This is a genomic window from Pantoea sp. BJ2 (assembly GCF_040255075.1).
GTDB classification, from domain to species: Bacteria; Pseudomonadota; Gammaproteobacteria; order Enterobacterales; family Enterobacteriaceae; genus Pantoea; species Pantoea leporis.
The window spans coordinates 2,853,697-2,870,600 of sequence record NZ_CP158292.1; the positions used below are offsets into that span (position 1 = coordinate 2,853,697).

Annotated in this window: 13 protein-coding genes; 5 read left to right on the forward strand and 8 right to left on the reverse strand. The window is 55.5% G+C overall.

Translation table 11 applies throughout. From position 1 onward, the window contains the following. Positions 1–59: 59 nt before the first annotated feature. The 3 genes from AAF463_RS13200 to apbE all read right to left on the reverse strand — a co-directional run bounded on the left by AAF463_RS13200 (position 60) and on the right by apbE (position 3,917). Entirely contained in the window at positions 60–1,712 is a 1,653-nt protein-coding gene (locus AAF463_RS13200; RefSeq protein ID WP_110866591.1) for a multidrug ABC transporter permease/ATP-binding protein, read from the reverse strand. Between the two features lie 514 nt (positions 1,713–2,226). Continuing rightward, a complete protein-coding gene (gene alkB, locus AAF463_RS13205; RefSeq protein ID WP_192411484.1) occupies positions 2,227–2,868 on the reverse strand; it encodes a DNA oxidative demethylase AlkB in 642 nt (213 codons plus the stop codon). Between the two features lie 11 nt (positions 2,869–2,879). Beyond that, positions 2,880–3,917: an FAD:protein FMN transferase ApbE gene (gene apbE / locus AAF463_RS13210; RefSeq protein ID WP_222233726.1), complete on the reverse strand. Its 1,038-nt coding sequence runs from the start codon at positions 3,915–3,917 to the stop codon at positions 2,880–2,882. 141 nt (positions 3,918–4,058) lie between these two features. Here apbE and AAF463_RS13215 point away from each other — a divergent pair, with 141 nt between their 5' ends. Together AAF463_RS13215 and AAF463_RS13220 are read left to right on the forward strand one after the other, a co-directional pair. Then, a complete protein-coding gene (locus AAF463_RS13215) occupies positions 4,059–4,172 on the forward strand; it encodes a response regulator (RefSeq protein ID WP_192233297.1) in 114 nt (37 codons plus the stop codon). Between the two features lie 147 nt (positions 4,173–4,319). Continuing rightward, entirely contained in the window at positions 4,320–4,478 is a 159-nt protein-coding gene (locus AAF463_RS13220; protein WP_168197464.1) for a hypothetical protein, read from the forward strand. Between the two features lie 3 nt (positions 4,479–4,481). Here AAF463_RS13220 and AAF463_RS13225 read toward each other — a convergent pair whose 3' ends face one another. After that, positions 4,482–4,937: a nuclear transport factor 2 family protein gene (locus AAF463_RS13225; RefSeq protein WP_217548719.1), complete on the reverse strand. Its 456-nt coding sequence runs from the start codon at positions 4,935–4,937 to the stop codon at positions 4,482–4,484. A 93-nt stretch (positions 4,938–5,030) separates the two neighbouring features. Between AAF463_RS13225 and AAF463_RS13230 the strand changes: the two genes are divergently transcribed. Then, entirely contained in the window at positions 5,031–5,594 is a 564-nt protein-coding gene (locus AAF463_RS13230; protein WP_192233291.1) for a TetR/AcrR family transcriptional regulator, read from the forward strand. A gap of 24 nt (positions 5,595–5,618) precedes the next feature. Here AAF463_RS13230 and ompC read toward each other — a convergent pair whose 3' ends face one another. The 4 genes from ompC to AAF463_RS13250 form a co-directional block, all read right to left on the reverse strand. Continuing rightward, positions 5,619–6,743, reverse strand: a complete 1,125-nt coding sequence (ompC, locus tag AAF463_RS13235; protein WP_101763675.1) for a porin OmpC — start codon at positions 6,741–6,743, stop codon at positions 5,619–5,621. 598 nt (positions 6,744–7,341) lie between these two features. Then, positions 7,342–8,511, reverse strand: coding sequence for an HlyD family efflux transporter periplasmic adaptor subunit (locus tag AAF463_RS13240; protein WP_271460842.1), 1,170 nt, complete (start codon positions 8,509–8,511; stop codon positions 7,342–7,344). Continuing rightward, positions 8,508–10,640 carry a type I secretion system permease/ATPase gene (locus AAF463_RS13245; protein ID WP_350260923.1) on the reverse strand — a complete coding sequence of 711 codons (2,133 nt, stop codon included), beginning with the start codon at positions 10,638–10,640 and terminating at the stop codon, positions 8,508–8,510. Before AAF463_RS13245 ends, AAF463_RS13240 begins: the two co-directional genes overlap by 4 nt. 72 nt (positions 10,641–10,712) lie before the next feature. After that, positions 10,713–12,497 carry an Ig-like domain-containing protein gene (locus tag AAF463_RS13250; protein ID WP_350260924.1) on the reverse strand — a complete coding sequence of 595 codons (1,785 nt, stop codon included), beginning with the start codon at positions 12,495–12,497 and terminating at the stop codon, positions 10,713–10,715. A 562-nt stretch (positions 12,498–13,059) separates the two neighbouring features. Between AAF463_RS13250 and AAF463_RS13255 the strand changes: the two genes are divergently transcribed. Both AAF463_RS13255 and rcsD read left to right on the forward strand, forming a co-directional pair. After that, a complete protein-coding gene (locus tag AAF463_RS13255) occupies positions 13,060–14,214 on the forward strand; it encodes an MFS transporter (protein WP_110866581.1) in 1,155 nt (384 codons plus the stop codon). Between the two features lie 23 nt (positions 14,215–14,237). Next, a complete protein-coding gene (gene rcsD / locus AAF463_RS13260) occupies positions 14,238–16,904 on the forward strand; it encodes a phosphotransferase RcsD (protein ID WP_350262001.1) in 2,667 nt (888 codons plus the stop codon).

Here is a 16,904-nt window from a genome sequence, read left to right on the forward strand (position 1 = left end):
TTACTCACTCCGCAACTTCTTGCCCAATAAGGGTTTTTGCTAAGCTTTCCCGGCTGGCGTTAATGGCCGGTATCGGTACGTTGCACCGCATCCAGCGTTGCCATCTCGCGTTCGTTACCGGTTAACTCACTTAGTTGACCTTCGCGCATCTCCAGCAAGCGATCGGCGTGAATAAAGTAGTGATCGTCATGACTAATAGCGAACACCGTTTTACCCGATTCCTGTAACCACGGCAGCAGCTCACGATAGAAGATGCGACGGAAATGCGGATCCTGATCCGCCGCCCATTCGTCGAGCAACAGAATATCGCGCTCTTCGGCGGCTGCCAGCAGCAGCGCCAGACGTTTGCTCTGCCCTTTCGACAGTTGCAGATTAAGCACTCTGTTGCCTTCCAGCTTGAGCTTGTCCTGCATCTTCAGACGCTCCAGCCACTGCTGCACCAGCGCAGGATTGGCTGGCTGCCCTTGATCGCCGATGAGGCGATCAAACAGATGCACGTCAGTAAACACCGCCGAGAAATGTTTGCGATACGCATCGAGGTTTTGCCAATCCACCACCTTGCCATCCAGCAGCAAACTGCCCGATTGCGGCTGATAGAGGCCGGTGAGCAGCATCGCCAGCGTCGATTTTCCGCTGCCGTTGCCGCCAATCAGGAACACCAGCTCGCCGCGGCGTAGCGTCAAATTGATCGGCCCAACCTGGAATCCGTGCTCGCCGTAGTGGAAGCAGACGTCGCGCAGCTCCAGCGTTTGCCAGTCGCTGACTTTTGGCAGCGCCTTGAACGTTTCTTCATAGGGCGCCAGTTCAAACCTGTTGAGCTTGCGAAACGCCACCTGCGCGCTGAGCAGCGTCGGCAAGGCGCCGACCGCCGCCAACAGCGGTGTGCGCAGGAACAGCAGCGTCAGCGAATAAGTTGCCGCCACCGCCGTATTTGCCCAGCCCAGCCCGTTCGCCATAAAGAACACGATGCCAATCGCGCCGAGCATCATGATATTCGACCAGTTCACCGCGCTGAGGTGGAAGGTATCGGCGCGCACGATGTGGTGGCGATAGCTTTTGGCATTCTCCTGATAAACGCTGTCGTAAATAAGCTGCGCACGTTCGCGGTTAAGCTGCAGCTCTTTACGCCCTTCGATAATGGTCTGGAAATCGCGATACAGGTCATCTTCGATTTCACGCAGCTTAGCCATGTGCTGATAAACGCGTGATACCAGCAGCCAGCCGCCAACCAGCGTCACCACCAGCCACAGACAGGTGATCAACAGCATTTTTGGCGAGAGCCAGGCGAGATAAAGCGCCGAACCGAGCGTAATAATGATGCCCTGAATCAGCTCGGGTAAACGCACGAAGGCGATGGTGATGGCGCGCACATCGCTGGTGAGACCGGCCAGCAGTTGGGCATTGCCAATCTGTTCGATGCGCTCCACGCGCGTATCAAGAATCCGTTTGATGAATTCGCCGCGCAGCCGCCAGACAAAGTGGTGGCCGAGCATAGTCAGCGCCAGCTGGGAGCCGAGCGTCACCGCCATTAGCAGGAACAGCTGGCCAAGGAAACTCGGCAGCACCGAAATCGAGGTATTCACCGCGACGATCAGCTCATTATTGATATAGGCAATCAAACCAATACCAAGCACGGCGCTTAACAATGTAAGAAGAATGACGCCAATAAAAGGCCAGCGGTACTGGCGAAAAACGACTTGCAGCAATGCCATCAAAGGGTTCCAGCGGTCAATAAAGCAGCCTGCAGTTTAATGTCGCCTTGGCTGATAGCAAGAATAATTCTCATCTCAAATTTGCCTGAGTAAAATGTTTCTCGCCGCTCGTTTAGTAGCGGCGCGATTTATTGCGAAATGCTTGTCAGATAAGAAGGTATTTTGTTTTGAAAATGCATTATCTGTGCGGGCTCTGACACGTCTGCGCCTCTGGCAAATGAGCCCTTTTCAATAATACGCACTGAAGTTGATGAGCAGGCCGGGGCCGCTTTTGGGCCGGCAATCCGCAGCGCTGAACGAAGCGAGGAAGCCAGGAGAGCCCGCAGGACGCGGGCGAAAGGCGGAGCCGGGACATGGAAGTCCCGTCTCCGCCGCTCCGTCAGGCAGACGAGCGAAGTGAAGGTACCGCGTAAGCGGCGCGAGGACCGCCGGACCAAAAGTGGCACCGGCCAGCGCCTTCATCAATGGCTTAACAACATGCATTCCAAATTAATTGCGCCGAGACGAAAATGCGCTAAAAAGCACGGCGGAAGGTCAGGTTGTAGCGGAACGCGCCTGCCTGCGGATGAATACCAGGTTTGAGCGGCAGAATGCCGTGATAACGCAGGCGCGATGGCCCGCCCCACACCACGATATCGCCATGTTCCAGCAGCACGCGCTGGGTAGCATCGCCGCGTTCGAAACCGCCGAACTGGAATACCGCAGGCAATCCCAGCGAAACCGACACAATCGGCTGGCGCAGATCCTTCTCATCTTTATCCTGATGCAGCGTCAGTTTTGCGCCGGGTTCATAGCGGTTAATCAGGCAGGCATCCGGGTTGAAACCGGCAAAGCCCGCTTCGCGCGCGGTTTGCTGCGCCAGCTCGCGGAACAGCGCGGGCATCGGCGGCCAATGGTGTCCGCTGTTGCTGTCTTGCTCGGTATATTGATAGCCGCGCGAATCGGTGGACCAGCCAAAATCACCACAGTTGGTCATCGCCACCGACATGCGATGGCCACCGGGCGTGATGCGATGGGCAAAGGGATTTTTCGCGGCGATATCGTGAATCGCCGCCAGCAGCGCGTCGGCCTGTTCGCGAGCGCGACGTCGCAGAATCACCGCGCCATCCGCCAGCGGTTCCTGCCACGGCGCTTCGTCACTAAATAAATCCAGCATGTGCGCCTCCTTTATTGAGATGCCTGATCGATGAGGAAGGTTTTAAACTGCGGCGACATCCAGTGAGTAAAGCCGTCGCCCTGCTTGCTGATCAAATAGACCGCCAGATGCTCTTTCACCGCTAACGCTTTAGCGCGTTCGCTGCCGAGCACCATCAAACCGGTATCCCAGCCATCCGCTTCCAGCGCGGTGGTGGCTATCACCGTTGCCGACACCAGCTTGTGCTCAATCGGTCTTCCGGTAGTCGGATCAATGACGTGCGAAATGCGTTTGCCATCCAGTTCATAATAGTTGCGATAGCTGCCGGAGGTGCTGATGCCATGCCCTTGCAGATCGACGCGCGCTTCCACCGCGTTTTCGCGATCGGTGGGTTTCTGGATCGCCACGCGCCACGGCTGCTGATTAGCATTGACGCCACGGCTCAATACTGCGCCGCCCACTGAAACCAGATAATCAGTGATGCCTTGCTGCTCCATCAGACGCGCCAGATGATCGGTGGCATAGCCTTCGCCCATGGTGGAGAGATCGACATACAGGCCGGGCAGATCTTTCTGCAGCCATTGACCGTTAACGCCCTGAATCACGCGCAGATGCTGCAAACCGGTCCGCGCTTTAGCAGCGGCGATTTCAGCCTCGCTGGGGGTATGCGCCGGTTGCTTCGTCGGGCCAAAACCCCACAGATTGACCAGCGGGCCCACGGTGATATCCATCGCACCCGACGTTTTATGCCCGATTCGCAGCGCTTCAGTGACGATGTCCGCCATGTCAGCGCTTACCGGCTGCGGTGCGTTGCCTTGATACTGATTAAAGTGCGACAGCACCGAATCGCTTTTCCACGTCGAGAGTTCGCCGTCATCGCGATCCAGCTGTTGCTGGATCAGCTGTTGCAACGCCGCTTTACGCTGCGGATCAACGTCGGCGACGCTGACGCGCCACACGGTGCCCATGGTTTTGCCTTCCAGTACCATCGCAGGTTGGCTGCTGTTTTTTTCGCAACCGCTGAAACCTAATGCCAGCAGGCTAATTAGCAGAATGTTCTGAAAACGCATCAATTCCTCATCTGTAACCCATTACTACAGCCAATTACAAAGCATAACTCGCTTGTAAAGCAGTCTAAAGCTGCTTGATGTTCGATAAACGCTGACACAGGATAACCGGTTCCTGCAACGTTATGCCTACAGGAGCATCAGATGATTTATATGATTATTGCCGTAACCGCCGGGCTGTTCATTTATGGCAGTTTCAAATGTTGGCAGACTTACCGCCATCGCCTGATTCAGCACTATCCTGCACGCCGACGTTAAATTATTGCACCAGAAAATCACCCTTCTGCACCGCTTCAGCGCTGGCGCAGTGTAGCAAAGTCGCTACAAGCCGCGTGGCGCTGAGAGCGGTGCGCTGGCATGAATGCTGCATTGTTGAAGATGAGTTGAACTTCAGCGAGGTGCAGAATGGAAAATAGCAAAACACAAAACAGTAAATGGCAGCACTGGCTGAGCTTCTCGGCCTTTACGCTGGCGGGTGTCGCGATGGAAGGCAGCCTGAGCGCCATCACCAACCCGCCGCCGCAACCGGCACCCAAAGCCAAAAAATGGCGTGGTATGCAGTAACCGCTACAGTCCCAACTCACTCAGGCCCGGATGATCGTCCGGGCGCGTGCCGGCTGGCCAGTGGAAAAGACGCTGATCTGCGCTGATCGGCAGATCGTTGATGCATGCGAATCGCTGAATCATCAAACCATCGGCACCAAAGTGCCAGTTCTCATTGCCATAGCTGCGAAACCAGTTACCGCTGTCATCATGCCATTCATAGGCAAAGCGCACCGCCAGCTTATCTTCATGCCACGCCCATAACTCCTTGATCAGTCGATAATCCAACTCTTTGATCCACTTACGTTGCAGGAAGGTCACGACTTCTGCGCGTCCATTGACGAATTCACTGCGATTACGCCAGCGCGTATCTTCGCTGTACACCCGCGAAACACGCTGCGCATCGCAGCTGTTCCAGGCATCTTCCGCCATGCGGACTTTCTGTAATGCGGTTTGTTGATTGAACGGTGGCACCAGCATGTTATTTCTCCCTATGATGTAGACAGGTCTGTCTACTTGATTCATCCTGCCGTATGTAGACAATTCTGTCTACATGCAAACACAGGAATTTTTATGCTTGAGCCTCTGATCTTTGATGCCACCGCCTCCGCGCGCGATCGTATCTTGCTGTGCGCGCAGCAGCTGTTTTACCAACAAGGCATTCGCGCCACCGGCGTGGATAAGGTGATTGCGCAAGCGGGCGTGACCAAAGTGACTTTCTATCGTCACTTTCCGGCGAAGAATGCGCTGGTGCTGGCGTTTTTACAGCAGCGCCATCAGCGCTGGATGCTGGCGTTTCGCCATGCGCTGAATCAGCATGCGGCATTGATCGATGCGCTGCCCGCGGCGTTACTGAGCTGGTTCAGGGATGACGATTATCGCGGCTGTGCGTTTATCAATACCGCCGCGGAGCTGGGCGACACGTTAGCGGAAGCCAGCGAACTGATTCGTCAACATAAGCGTGAGATGGCGCAGGCGATCAGCGACAAGTTGATGCCCGATCAGCAGGTCAAAACGGCGCAGATTGTGTTGCTGGTTGAGGGCGCGATTGTGCAGGTACAGATTGGCGAGGAGGCGGAACGGGTGGTCGACGTGCTGCGTGCCGCGCTGGATGCGCTGCTGAAAACGGGAGCGTGACCGGCAAGTCACGCTCCATCACCCTTAGAACTGGTAAACCAAGCCCAGCGCTACGACGTCATCGGTATTGATACCGGCTGCGTCGGTGAAGTTGTTGTCGTCCAGCAGGTTGATCTGGTAATCAACGTAGGTCGACATGTTTTTGTTGAAGTAGTAAGTTGCGCCTACATCAATGTATTTCTTCAGGTTCTGGCTGCCGTAACCTTCGATGTCAGAGCCGCGAGAAGAGACAAACGCCAGAGATGGACGCAGGCCGAAGTCGAACTGGTACTGTGCCACCAATTCCCAGTTATCCGCTTTGTTGGCGTAACCGTAAACGGTGCCGCTATCGCTGGCGCCGAAACGCGTTGCGTTGTATGAACGGCTGTACATTGCGGCCAGGTAAACGTTGTTAGCGTCATACTTCAGCGCGCCGCTGTAAGCTTCGGCTTTATCACCGCGACCCAGGATGTTGGCAGTACGTGGATTGTTACCGTTCTGGTTATTGGTACGGTCAGACTGGAACATCGCTGCACCAATACCGAAACCTGAACCCAGATCGTAAGTGGTGCTCAGACCGTAGCCGTCACCGTTCTCGCCCAACACATCACGACCAGAGCCAGTAGATTCGGTTGGGTTATCGTTTTTGCCTTGATACTGAACCGCGAAGTTCCAGCCATCCACTAAACCGAAGAAGTTGGTATTACGATAGGTAGCGAGGCCGTTGCTGCGCTGGAACAGGAAGTTGTCCGCGCCGTAGGTATCGCCACCGAACTCTGGCAGAACGTCAGTCCATGCGCCGAGATCGTACATCACGCCGTAGTTACGGCCGTAATCGAATGAACCTGCATCACCAAATTTCAGACCGGCAAAACCAACACGCGTATAGCTGTTCGCGGTGCCTTCGCTTTCTGCGGTGTTCAGTGCAGCCTGGTATTCCCACTGGCCGTAACCGGTCAGCTGATCGGTCACCTGAGTTTCACCTTTGAAGCCAAAACGCAGGTAAGACTGGTCACCGTCTGAGCCAGAGTTGTCAGAGAAATAATGCAGACCGTCCACTTTTCCGTAGAGGTCTAATTTGTTGCCATCTTTATTGTAAATTTCAGCTGCGCTTGCTGATCCTGCCACCAGCAATGCAGGAATCATCAGGGAGAGAACGCGACGTTTCATTTTTATTACCCTCTTTAATGTGCCTTTATTTTTGCCACTGCGAACTGAATGATTAAAAATTCAGCCGGCAAGCCATTGTTATTTTATGTTGGGCAATAATCTATCACGAAAATGCTACTAAATTTCCAAAACTGTTTCAGTGTATTAAATAGTTATTTCAGGATGTAAATTCAGGGGAACTAATAACCAGCACAGATAGGTAAAAAATATAGCACTTTTTGACAACACATATTTTAATTGTTCAAAAACATCAAATTACATGAGTTACATTTCCGCACTGAATGACAAAACTCAAACCCATCCAGAGCATACAATTATCTCCGCTATCATCATTTATTTCATTATTACCTTCATTCACCCCGAATGTTTTGATTTACCCTAATTTCCCGCCGGACCAGATGGTCCGGCATTTTTTTGCCCGCAATTCAGACATCGCCTTATATTGCGTAAAGTTAATTACGCGGGTTAAATTAACCACAATAATTGCCGCGCATTATTTGTCTCTTTTCGCACATTTCGTTCAATTCATAGTCTTAAATCGGCAATGTTAATTTCGGGGCGTAACAAAGATCGCTGCAATATTTGCCGGCGCATATTGTTAACGCTCACGCAGTGATTCCCTGGCTTTATTCAGTGGCTTAAGCAAATAATCCATCACGGTTTTATGACCGGTTTTAATCTCAACATTCGCTACCATGCCGGGCATGATGGCGAACCTGCGGCCGCTTTTATTGGTCAGTTCGGCTTTTTGCGTGCGCACATAGACGCGATAGTAAAACTCGTCGTGCCGCACTTCGTCCTGCAGCGTATCAGGCGAGACGGTTTCGACTTCCCCGTGCAGATCGCCATAAATCGACGCGTCGTAGGCGGTGATCTTCACCACCGCGGGTAAACCCGGCCGGATATAGCCGATATCGCGTGGATTGATGCGCGTCTCAATCAGCAATTGATCCTCCAGCGGTACAATCTCCATCAGCTTGCCACCCGGCTCCAGCACGCCGCCCACGGTGGTGACGCGCACATCCTTCACAATGCCGCGCACCGGCGAAATCAGCGTAGTGCGCGTCAGCAGATCCTGCTTGCCTGCCGCCACCTGCAGCTGCGCATCCAGCTCACCGTTGTTCTTCACCTGCTCTTCATGGGCGCGCACGTAATAATCGTTGCGCGCTTCGTCGATTTTGCCGCGCAGATCGCTAACCTGGCGACGCAGGCGAATCACATCCACCTTACCCGCCGCGCCGCGCAGCATCAGCGGCTCCGTCACGTTGAGTTCTGCCTGCACCAGCGCAAGGGATTGCTGCAAATTGCCGATGGTCTCGACAAAATTCTGCCGCCGCGCCTGATAGAGCTGCGTTTCGCGCGCCACCAGTTCGGGATGTTGCAGGATATCGGCGCTGAACCTCAGCGGCGTGTCGCTGAGCTCGGCCTGTAAACGTTCAGAGGAGGCACGCAGCGTACGCACCCGCGCAATCGCCTCACCAAAGTTGGTTTGAAAGCGCGTAGGATCGAGTGTTGCCAGCACCTCGCCGCGCTGCACGATATTGCCCTCGTGCACATTGAGCTGTTTGACGATGCCGCCATCAAGGCTATCAATGATCTGCGCGCGGCTGGAAGGCGTGACTTTGCCGATGCCAACCGTGACTTCGTCCAGCACCGCAAAGTACGCCCACAGCAGAAACAGCAGCAGCGCCACCACGCACAGCCAGATGATCGCCGAGGTGCGACGCTCACGCCGCGTCAGATCTTTATCCAACAGCACCACGCTCATGCCGCATCTCCTTTTTTATTGGCGGCGTGGCGCAGAATCTCGTCGCGCGCGCCATCGGCCACGATGCGGCCGTTATCCATCACAATGATGCGATCAACCATGCGCAGCAGCGCGGGACGATGCGTGACCAGTACCAGCGTGCGCCCGGTGACCCATTGCGCCAGCTGACGAATCACCTGCGCTTCCAGCTGTTCATCCATCGCCGCGGTCGGTTCGTCCAGCAAAACCACCTGCGGCTGGCGCAGAATCAACCGGCTGAGCAGCACCATTTGCCGCTGGCCGCCGGACAAGCCGCGTCCGCCTTCGTGAATAATGCGATCGAGGCTGGCGGCATCCTGCTGCACCAAAGCTAACGCGCCGCTAATGCGCAGCGCCTGCAGCATCTCCTGCTCGCTGGCGTGCGGATTCCCGAGCAGCAGGTTCTGGCGCAGCGTGCCGAAAAACAGCCGCGCATCCTGCGACAGCCAGCCAAGCTGACGCCGCAGATCGACCGGATCGATGCAGGTGAGATCGACGCCGTCCACCAGCACTTTGCCCTGGCTGGCGCGCGCCTGACCGGCCAGCATCTTCAGCAGCGTCGATTTGCCCGCGCCGACTTTACCGAGAATCGCCACGCGTTCGCCGGGCGCGATCTGCAACTGCGGAATGTTGAGCACGCTATTACCGCTCTCCTCTTCGTAGCGGTAATGCACGTTTTGCAGCAGATAGTGGCCGCTGAGCACCGGACAGTGCGCCAGCGTGGCGTGATCGGGTTGGTCGAGCGGCTTCTTTAACAGTTCATCCAGCCCTTTCATCGCCGATTTCGCATGCTGCCAGCGCGAAAACACCATGGTGAGCTGCATCAGCGGCGCGATGGTGCGTGATGAGAGCAAGCTGCACGCCACCAGCGTGCCGGTGGTGATCTGATTGTCGAGCACCAGATAGACGCCGAGCACCAACATGCCGGCATAGGTGAGCTGCTGCACGCTGGCCGACCAACCGGTGAGGCGCGCGCCCCACAAACGTTGCTGATTGCTGATGGCCGCGCTAACTTCGTGCGTTTGCTCCCACTGGCGTTGAAAATAGGGTTCCGCTTGCAGCGCTTTGATATCCTCTACACCTTCTAAGGTTTCCACCAACACCGCCTGGCGCAGCGCGCTTTCCCGCAACCCTTCCTGCGCCAGACGCGCCATAGGGATCTGCACCAGTAAACCAGGAATGACGATCAGCGGAATCGCCAGTAACGGAATCAGCACCAGCCAGCCGCCAATCGACGCCATAATCAGCAGAAACAGCAGCACAAACGGCAAGTCGGCGGCGGCATTCACCGTGGTGGACGTCAGCAGTTCGCGTACCTGGTCAATTTCACGCAATTGGGCAATAAAGGAGCCGGTGGAACGCGGACGCGCTTCGTTGCGGATGTTCATCGCCCGCGCAAACAGCATGGCGGATATTTTCAGGTCGATGCGTTTGCCCATCAGATCAGAAACCTGGGTGCGCATGAGGCGAATCAGATACTCAATGGCGGCCGCCAGCACCACGCCGGCGAACAACACCCACAACGTTGGCAGCGACTGCGCCGGAATCACCCGATCGTACACCTGCATAGAAAACAGAATGCCCGCCAGCGCCAGCACGTTGCCGACCAGCGAGGCCAGGCTGATTTCCGCAATGCGCCGCTTCATGCCACGAAAGTGATGCCAGAACCAGTGCGGCTGATACGGCTGCACAAACTCATCGATGCGCGCATCACGCGCCCGCGCCGCCACACCAACGACGCCGACCTGCATGTCGGCCTGCATGAGCAAATCCTGCAGCTGACCTGCGCGCACCACATCGCCACTTTCACTCAGCCAGTAACGTACGCCACCGTTACTATCCACCTCTTCTATCAACGCCACGCTGCCATTTTCCAGCAGCAGCAATACCGGCACAATTTCCTGCCGCCAGCGCAGTTTGCTGTGCGGCAGCAACATCAAATGCAGGCCTAACAGCCGGGCTAAACGTTCTAACTGTTGCGTCGGGGCCAGATGTTGAAACCAGCGCATCTGCTGGCGCAGCGTGCTGCCGTCCGCCGGTTTACCGAAGCGTGCCGCCACGCGCAGCATTGCCGCGATGCCGTTGTCGCTGTTGAAGGGTTGTGCTGTCATCCCTGTTGTCCCGTGAGCAATGAGAGTGGGCTGGCAACCGCTAGCCGATGTTGCTAGCGGTTGATGGGCGGATTACGCCAGGCTCTGAACCTGATGTTGCTGCAGATGATCGCCGAGGGTGTAACTGCTATCGCTGGCGTTGTAGTGACTCTCCGTGGCGCGCGCATCGCTGGGTTGAGCGGCGGCGCTGTCGCCTGCGTCGACCAGCTGCGTATTCAGTGGCTCGCTGCTGACGCTGGCGGCCGCCTCATGGCTATCGATGGTCACCGGCTGCGTCGCCGTCGCCACATTGCCTGCTTTGTCCTGCGCGCTGACCTTCATTTGGTAGCTGCCATCATCCAGCGGTGCCAGCTGACCCGCCAAAATGGTCAGCGCCCAGTTGCCGTCGGCTTTAACCGTGGCGGTGTAACTCTGATCGCCCAGCGTCAACGTCACAAGGCTGCCCTGATCGAGATGGCTACTGCTGCCCTGAATCAGATGCCAGCTATTCAGCTCCGCCGCATCCAGCACCCCGTCGCCAAACGGTTGATTCAGCGTAATGGTCGGCACCTGATGCGTGGCAACGTTGAACAGGTTCTCAATAATCTGCGTATCGTGGTTGCCGTACTCATCCCAGCGCGTGGCCAGCGCCGACACTTCGCCATCCGGCAGCGCCTGCAGATCTTCGGCGCTGATGGTGACCATGCCGTTGACCGGCGTGTAGTTTTTGCCGTTGAGCGTCAGCTCCTTCACGCCTTCGAGATAGAAACTGAGATCGTGCTGCGCTTCCTGCTGATTCAGCGTGGTATCGCCGCCAATATTGATTTCGTAATAGATGTCTGGCAGTTGGGTGACCACGTTCAGTTCCAGCATTGCGTCAGTGGTGTTGCCAGCGCCATCCTGCGCATAAACCCGGATTTCGCCCAGTGAAATAAAGCTCGCCACTTCACTGGCCGGAATCGTCACCTGCCAGTGACCGTCGCTGCCAATCTGCGCGTGATATACCGCATCTCCACTGCACAGCAACAGCTGCTGGCCCGGTACCACCACCGAGAGATCGCCGCTGAAGGTGAGATCGTTTTGGCTCTCTTCTTTATTGATCACGTTGTCTGCCGTGACCTTATCGAAGCTGATGTGCGGCAGGCTGCTAACGTGGGTAATTAAGGTGACATCCTGCAGATAAGCGGTGGTTTTGCCGTTGGGATCGGTAGCGCTGACTTTCAGGCTGTAGACGCCATCCTGTAACGCCTGAAGATCCTGTGAAGGAATGGCAGCGGTCCATTCGCCTTTATCGTTAACGCCGCCAGAGTATTTTTTCCCGGCTAAAATCACCGTGATATGGCTGTTCGCCGGCATGTGCGTAACGCTGCCGTGCACCTCCACGCCGTAAATGCCTTCTGCCACGCTGACCGCGTTATCACCGCTGATCGGATCCAACGTCAGCGTAGGCTTGATGGTTTTATCCACGTAAACCCCAAAGCCCACCTGCGTATCGGTGCTGTTACCGGCTTTGTCGGTGAGGGTTAGCGTCAGCGAATAAGCACCGTCGGACAATCCGTTGAGCACCGACGGCGGCATCGAAGCATTCCAGTAACCCCATTTATTTACCGTGCTGTGCCAGACTTCGCCGTTAAAGGTCAGCGTTACGGTGGCGCCTGGCTCAGATTCGGCGCGACCGCGCAGGTGAATATTCCTGCCGGATTCCCATGCGGCAATCACGCCATCTTGTGCAATAGGTTCATAAGGACGTAACGGCGCGGGCGGCGTAGTATCCACGCTGCGCGTTTGCAAAGATGATGTGTCGTCTGCCAGCGGATAAAGAGTGACCGCAGAGTGCAGAATCGCCGCTAATTGTTGTTCGGATTGACGTGAAGACATAGGTAACCTCGTTACAGGGAAGGTATTGCAACGGTCATTAAGCTTATTAATGTTTTAAGCGTACCGGTGCGCCATACAGGCCATTAATCAATGGCCCGCTTCGCCTGATGAAAACGGGTTACCCGCAGGTAACAAGGAGTAAAATAAGGCACAGCAAAATTCTCCCAAAGGGGGAGAAATAATCTCGATCTCGCTATATTCCGCATCGGGAGATGATGGGATGACTAACATATCGGTTTTACGTGGTCGCTGCCTATTGGCGAAAATCCGGAAATGCATGCTTTGCGACAGCGCCAAAAAATTGACGTCCAGGCCGCATGTGGCGCGGAATCTTTCATCAGTATACTGCATCATTCGGCAGAAAAAATTTTACTTAAGTCACTCCAGTAATGATTGGCACATGCCAGGAAAGTTCTGGAAAAGCGCAGCGATGCGTAAAAAATCGGTAATATGCCTGTTTCTGGCGTTTAATCGCTGCCATCTGATAGGGTCTGATGCGCGGTGTGACATGCGCTTTGATGCTAAACTTCGTCGCTTCACCCGCTAATGAAAACTACTCTTTATGACAGCACTGGACGCCGCGCCGCAAAATAAATTGCATCACCGTGTCAACCTCGGGACACGTATCGTTTTCCTCATCGCTGGATTGGGCATGTCCGCATGGGCACCGCTGGTGCCGTTCGCCAGCCAGCGTCTGGCATTGAGCGGCGCATCATTGGGTGGTTTGCTGCTGTGTTTGGGAATTGGCTCGCTGGCGGCGATGCCGATTACCGGCGGTTTGATTGCGCGCTTCGGTGGTCGTCGGGTGATGTTGTGCTCCACGCTGGTGGTGCTGGCGATGTTACCGCTGCTGGCAACGCTTGATGTGATGTGGCTGATGGCCGCCACTTTAATGGTGTTTGGTGCCGGACTCGGCATGCTGGATGTCGCGATGAACGTGCAGGCGGTCGAAGTGGAAAAAGCCGCACGCAAGCCGATGATGTCCGGTTTCCACGGCTTCTTTAGCCTCGGCGGGATTATCGGCGCCGGTTCCGTCAGCCTGTTACTCGGCAGCGGCCTGACGCCGTTACAAGCCGTAGGCGCGGTGATGGTGCTGATTGTGCTGCTGCTGGTGTGGAGCCTGCCGACGCTGATGACCGAACGCCTGCATCAGCCCGATCAGCCGTGGCTAGTTATTCCGCGCGGTTGGGTGGCTTTCCTCGGTTTGCTCTGCTTTATTCTGTTTCTTGCCGAAGGTGCGGTGCTGGATTGGGGCGCGTTGTTGCTGCTGCAAAGCCCGGAGATGAGCCCGGCGCACGCCGGTTTAGGTTATGCGGTGTTCTCGGTGGCAATGACCATTGGTCGTCTGACCGGCGATAAAGTGATTCAGCGCTTCGGACGTTATCCGGTGATGTTGACCGGTGCGTTAGCCGCTGCCGCAGGCATGACGCTGGCGGTGTTGCTGCCGTGGCCGCAAATTGCGCTGCTGGCTTTCCTGCTGGTGGGTTTTGGCCTGGCCAATACGGTGCCGATGTTGTTCAATGCTGCCGGGAATCAACACGATATGCCGTCGAATCTGGCGATTTCGGCCATGACAACGTTAGGCTATGCAGGTATTCTTTCAGGTCCGGCTTTAATCGGATTAATTTCCCAGTGGATCAGCCTGAGTGGTGCATTTTTGCTTATCGCTCTGCTGCTGCTGGCCGTCGCTGCCAGTGCCCGACGGGTTGCGCGCTAATTCCATGATCCTGAGACACTATGCTGCCTTATAAATTTCCACTGACATCCGGCAATGTAACGCGCTTTTTCGTGGTGTTTAACCTGGTGCTTTTTCTGGCGCTGGGCGCGATGGTGCACAACAGCGTGAATGCCTGGATGACAGAGAAGCGCTATGCGATGACCGATTTGGCGCGTGCGATGCAGAAACGCATCGATGCGTCGCGCTTCGCTACGTGGCAGATCTATGAGAACCTGGCCACCAGCGCCGCCGGTTCGTCGCCGAACAGTAATCTTCAGGAAACCCGCCTGCGCCCGGATGTCTATTATCTGGAAAAAACCCGCCGCAAAACCGAAGCACTGATTTTCGGTTCGCACGATAGCAGCACGCTGGATATGACCATGCGCATGTCCAACTATCTCGATACGCTGTGGGGCGCGGAAAATCCGACCTGGTCGATGTACTTCCTCAATGGTCAGGATAACAGCCTGATTATGATCTCCACGCTGCCGCTGAAAGACATGGCGACGCGTTATAAAGAGAGTGCGATTAATTCGCTGGTTGATAGCCGCCGCGCCGAGATGCTGCAGCAGGCCAATGCGCTGGATGAGCGCGAAAGCTTCTCGCCGCTGCGTCACTTCGCCTGGCAGAACGATCACTACTTTACCCTGCGCACCACTTTCAATCAGCCGGGCCATTTAGCCACCGTGGTGGCATTTGATTTGCCGGTTAACGATCTGATTCCGCGTAATATGCCGCTGGAGAACTTCCAACTGCGTCAGGACGCGACGCAAACGTCGACCACCAACACCACCACCAGCGACGACACCAGCAGCGAAAGCACGCACGTGGCGCTGGTAAACCCGAATCTGGAGATCGCCGCCTCGCTGCCTAGCACTTCGCTGCAGCTGGTGTATCGCGTGCCGCTCACCAGCCTGGCGCTGGATACGCTGCATAATCTGATGTGGCCGCTGCTGATCAACCTTGTGCTGTTTTTACTGTCGATTGCGGGCATTACGCTGCTGCGTCAGCAATCGCTGCGCCCGAACGAGAATCAGAGCGCCGAGCTGGATTCGCTGCGCATGCTTAACGAAGAGATCGTCGCTAGTTTACCGGTCGGCTTGCTGGTGTACGACTTCGCCACTAACCGCACGCTGCTCAGCAATAAAATCGCTGAACATCTGTTGCCGCACCTGAATCTGCAGAAAATCATCAATATGTCCGATCAACATCAGGGCGTATTGCAGGCGACCATCAATAACGAAGTGTATGAAATTCGCCACGCGCGCAGCGTGCTGTCGCCGCATACTCAGCTATTTATGATGCGCGATCAGGACCGCGAATTACTGGTGAATAAGAAGTTGCAGAAGGCGCAACAGGTGCTGGATCGTAATCACCAGATGCGTCAGCAGTTAATGCATAACCTCGGTCACGCCCTCAATGGTCCACTGCAAAGCATGGTCATGCAACTAGTACAACTTAGCCAGCGTGACGATGACGAAAGCGTGCTCGATCTGCTCGACGAGAGCCAGGGTTTGGCGCGCCTGGTGGATGACATTGTGCTGCTTAATCGCCTGGAAGCGCATGACTGGTCGCCTGATGCCAGCGTGTTCAACCTGCAGGATATGCTGGACGAAATCGCGCTGGAAAGCCTGCCGCTGCTGCGTCGTAAAGGTTTAGCGCTGGTGGTGAATAACCATTTAGCCAATGACGAGATGCGTTTTGGCGATCGTCGTGCGCTGCGTAAAGTGCTGACCACGCTGATGCACTATTCGCTGACCACCACGCGCTGGGGCAAGATTTCGCTGGAGATCAAAACCAGTGAAGACAAGCCCAACCAGGTCTTGCTGCAGCTGGTGGATACCGGCTCCGGCTTGAGCGTCGATGAACTGGCGAATGTCGATTTCCCCTATCTCGGCGACACCACGCAAGATCGTTTTGGCCAGGCGTCCGGCATGGCATTTTTCCTCTGTAAGCAGCTGTGCAAACAGATGGGCGGCCAGCTAGAGATCATCGCTAAACCCGATATCGGCACACGCTACAATATTCAGCTGCCGCTGGCGTTAGAGCAGCAAGGCGAGCAGGAAGAGAAACTGCTGGAAGGGGTGACCGCGTTGGTGGATATCGCCGTAGAAGACGTACACAAGATCGTTTGTCGCCACCTCGAAAACTGGGGAGCGAAATGCCTGACCTCGGATGAGCGTTTAACTGGTCAGGATCATGATGTGCTGGTGACCGACGATCCGGCGCGCCTGAACGGCTGGGCGCTGCTGCTGGCCGGTGACGAAATGGGTCATCACGCGTTGAACGATCAGCAATTCCGGGTCAACTTCAATCTCAGTAATGCACTGCTTGATGCGCTGCTGGCCCTGATTGAAAAGCAACTTTCTCATGATTTGTTAGAGGAGAGTCGCGAAGATGAAGAAGCCACGCCGCTAATGAGCGGAGGCTATTTCCAGCTGTTTACCGAGACAGTACCGCCAGATGTGAAGAGACTGTATACTGAAGCGGCGGAAAAGGATTATCCCTCGCTTGCTCAGACAGCACATCGCCTGAAAGGCGTGTTTGCCATGCTCAATCTGGGTTCAGGTAAACAGCTTTGTGAAGCGTTAGAACAACACATTAAAGTATGTGACGATTTAACCATTAAAAATACCACCAGTGAAATTGACGCTTACGTCAGCCAACTGCTGCAGCAAGGTAACCAATAA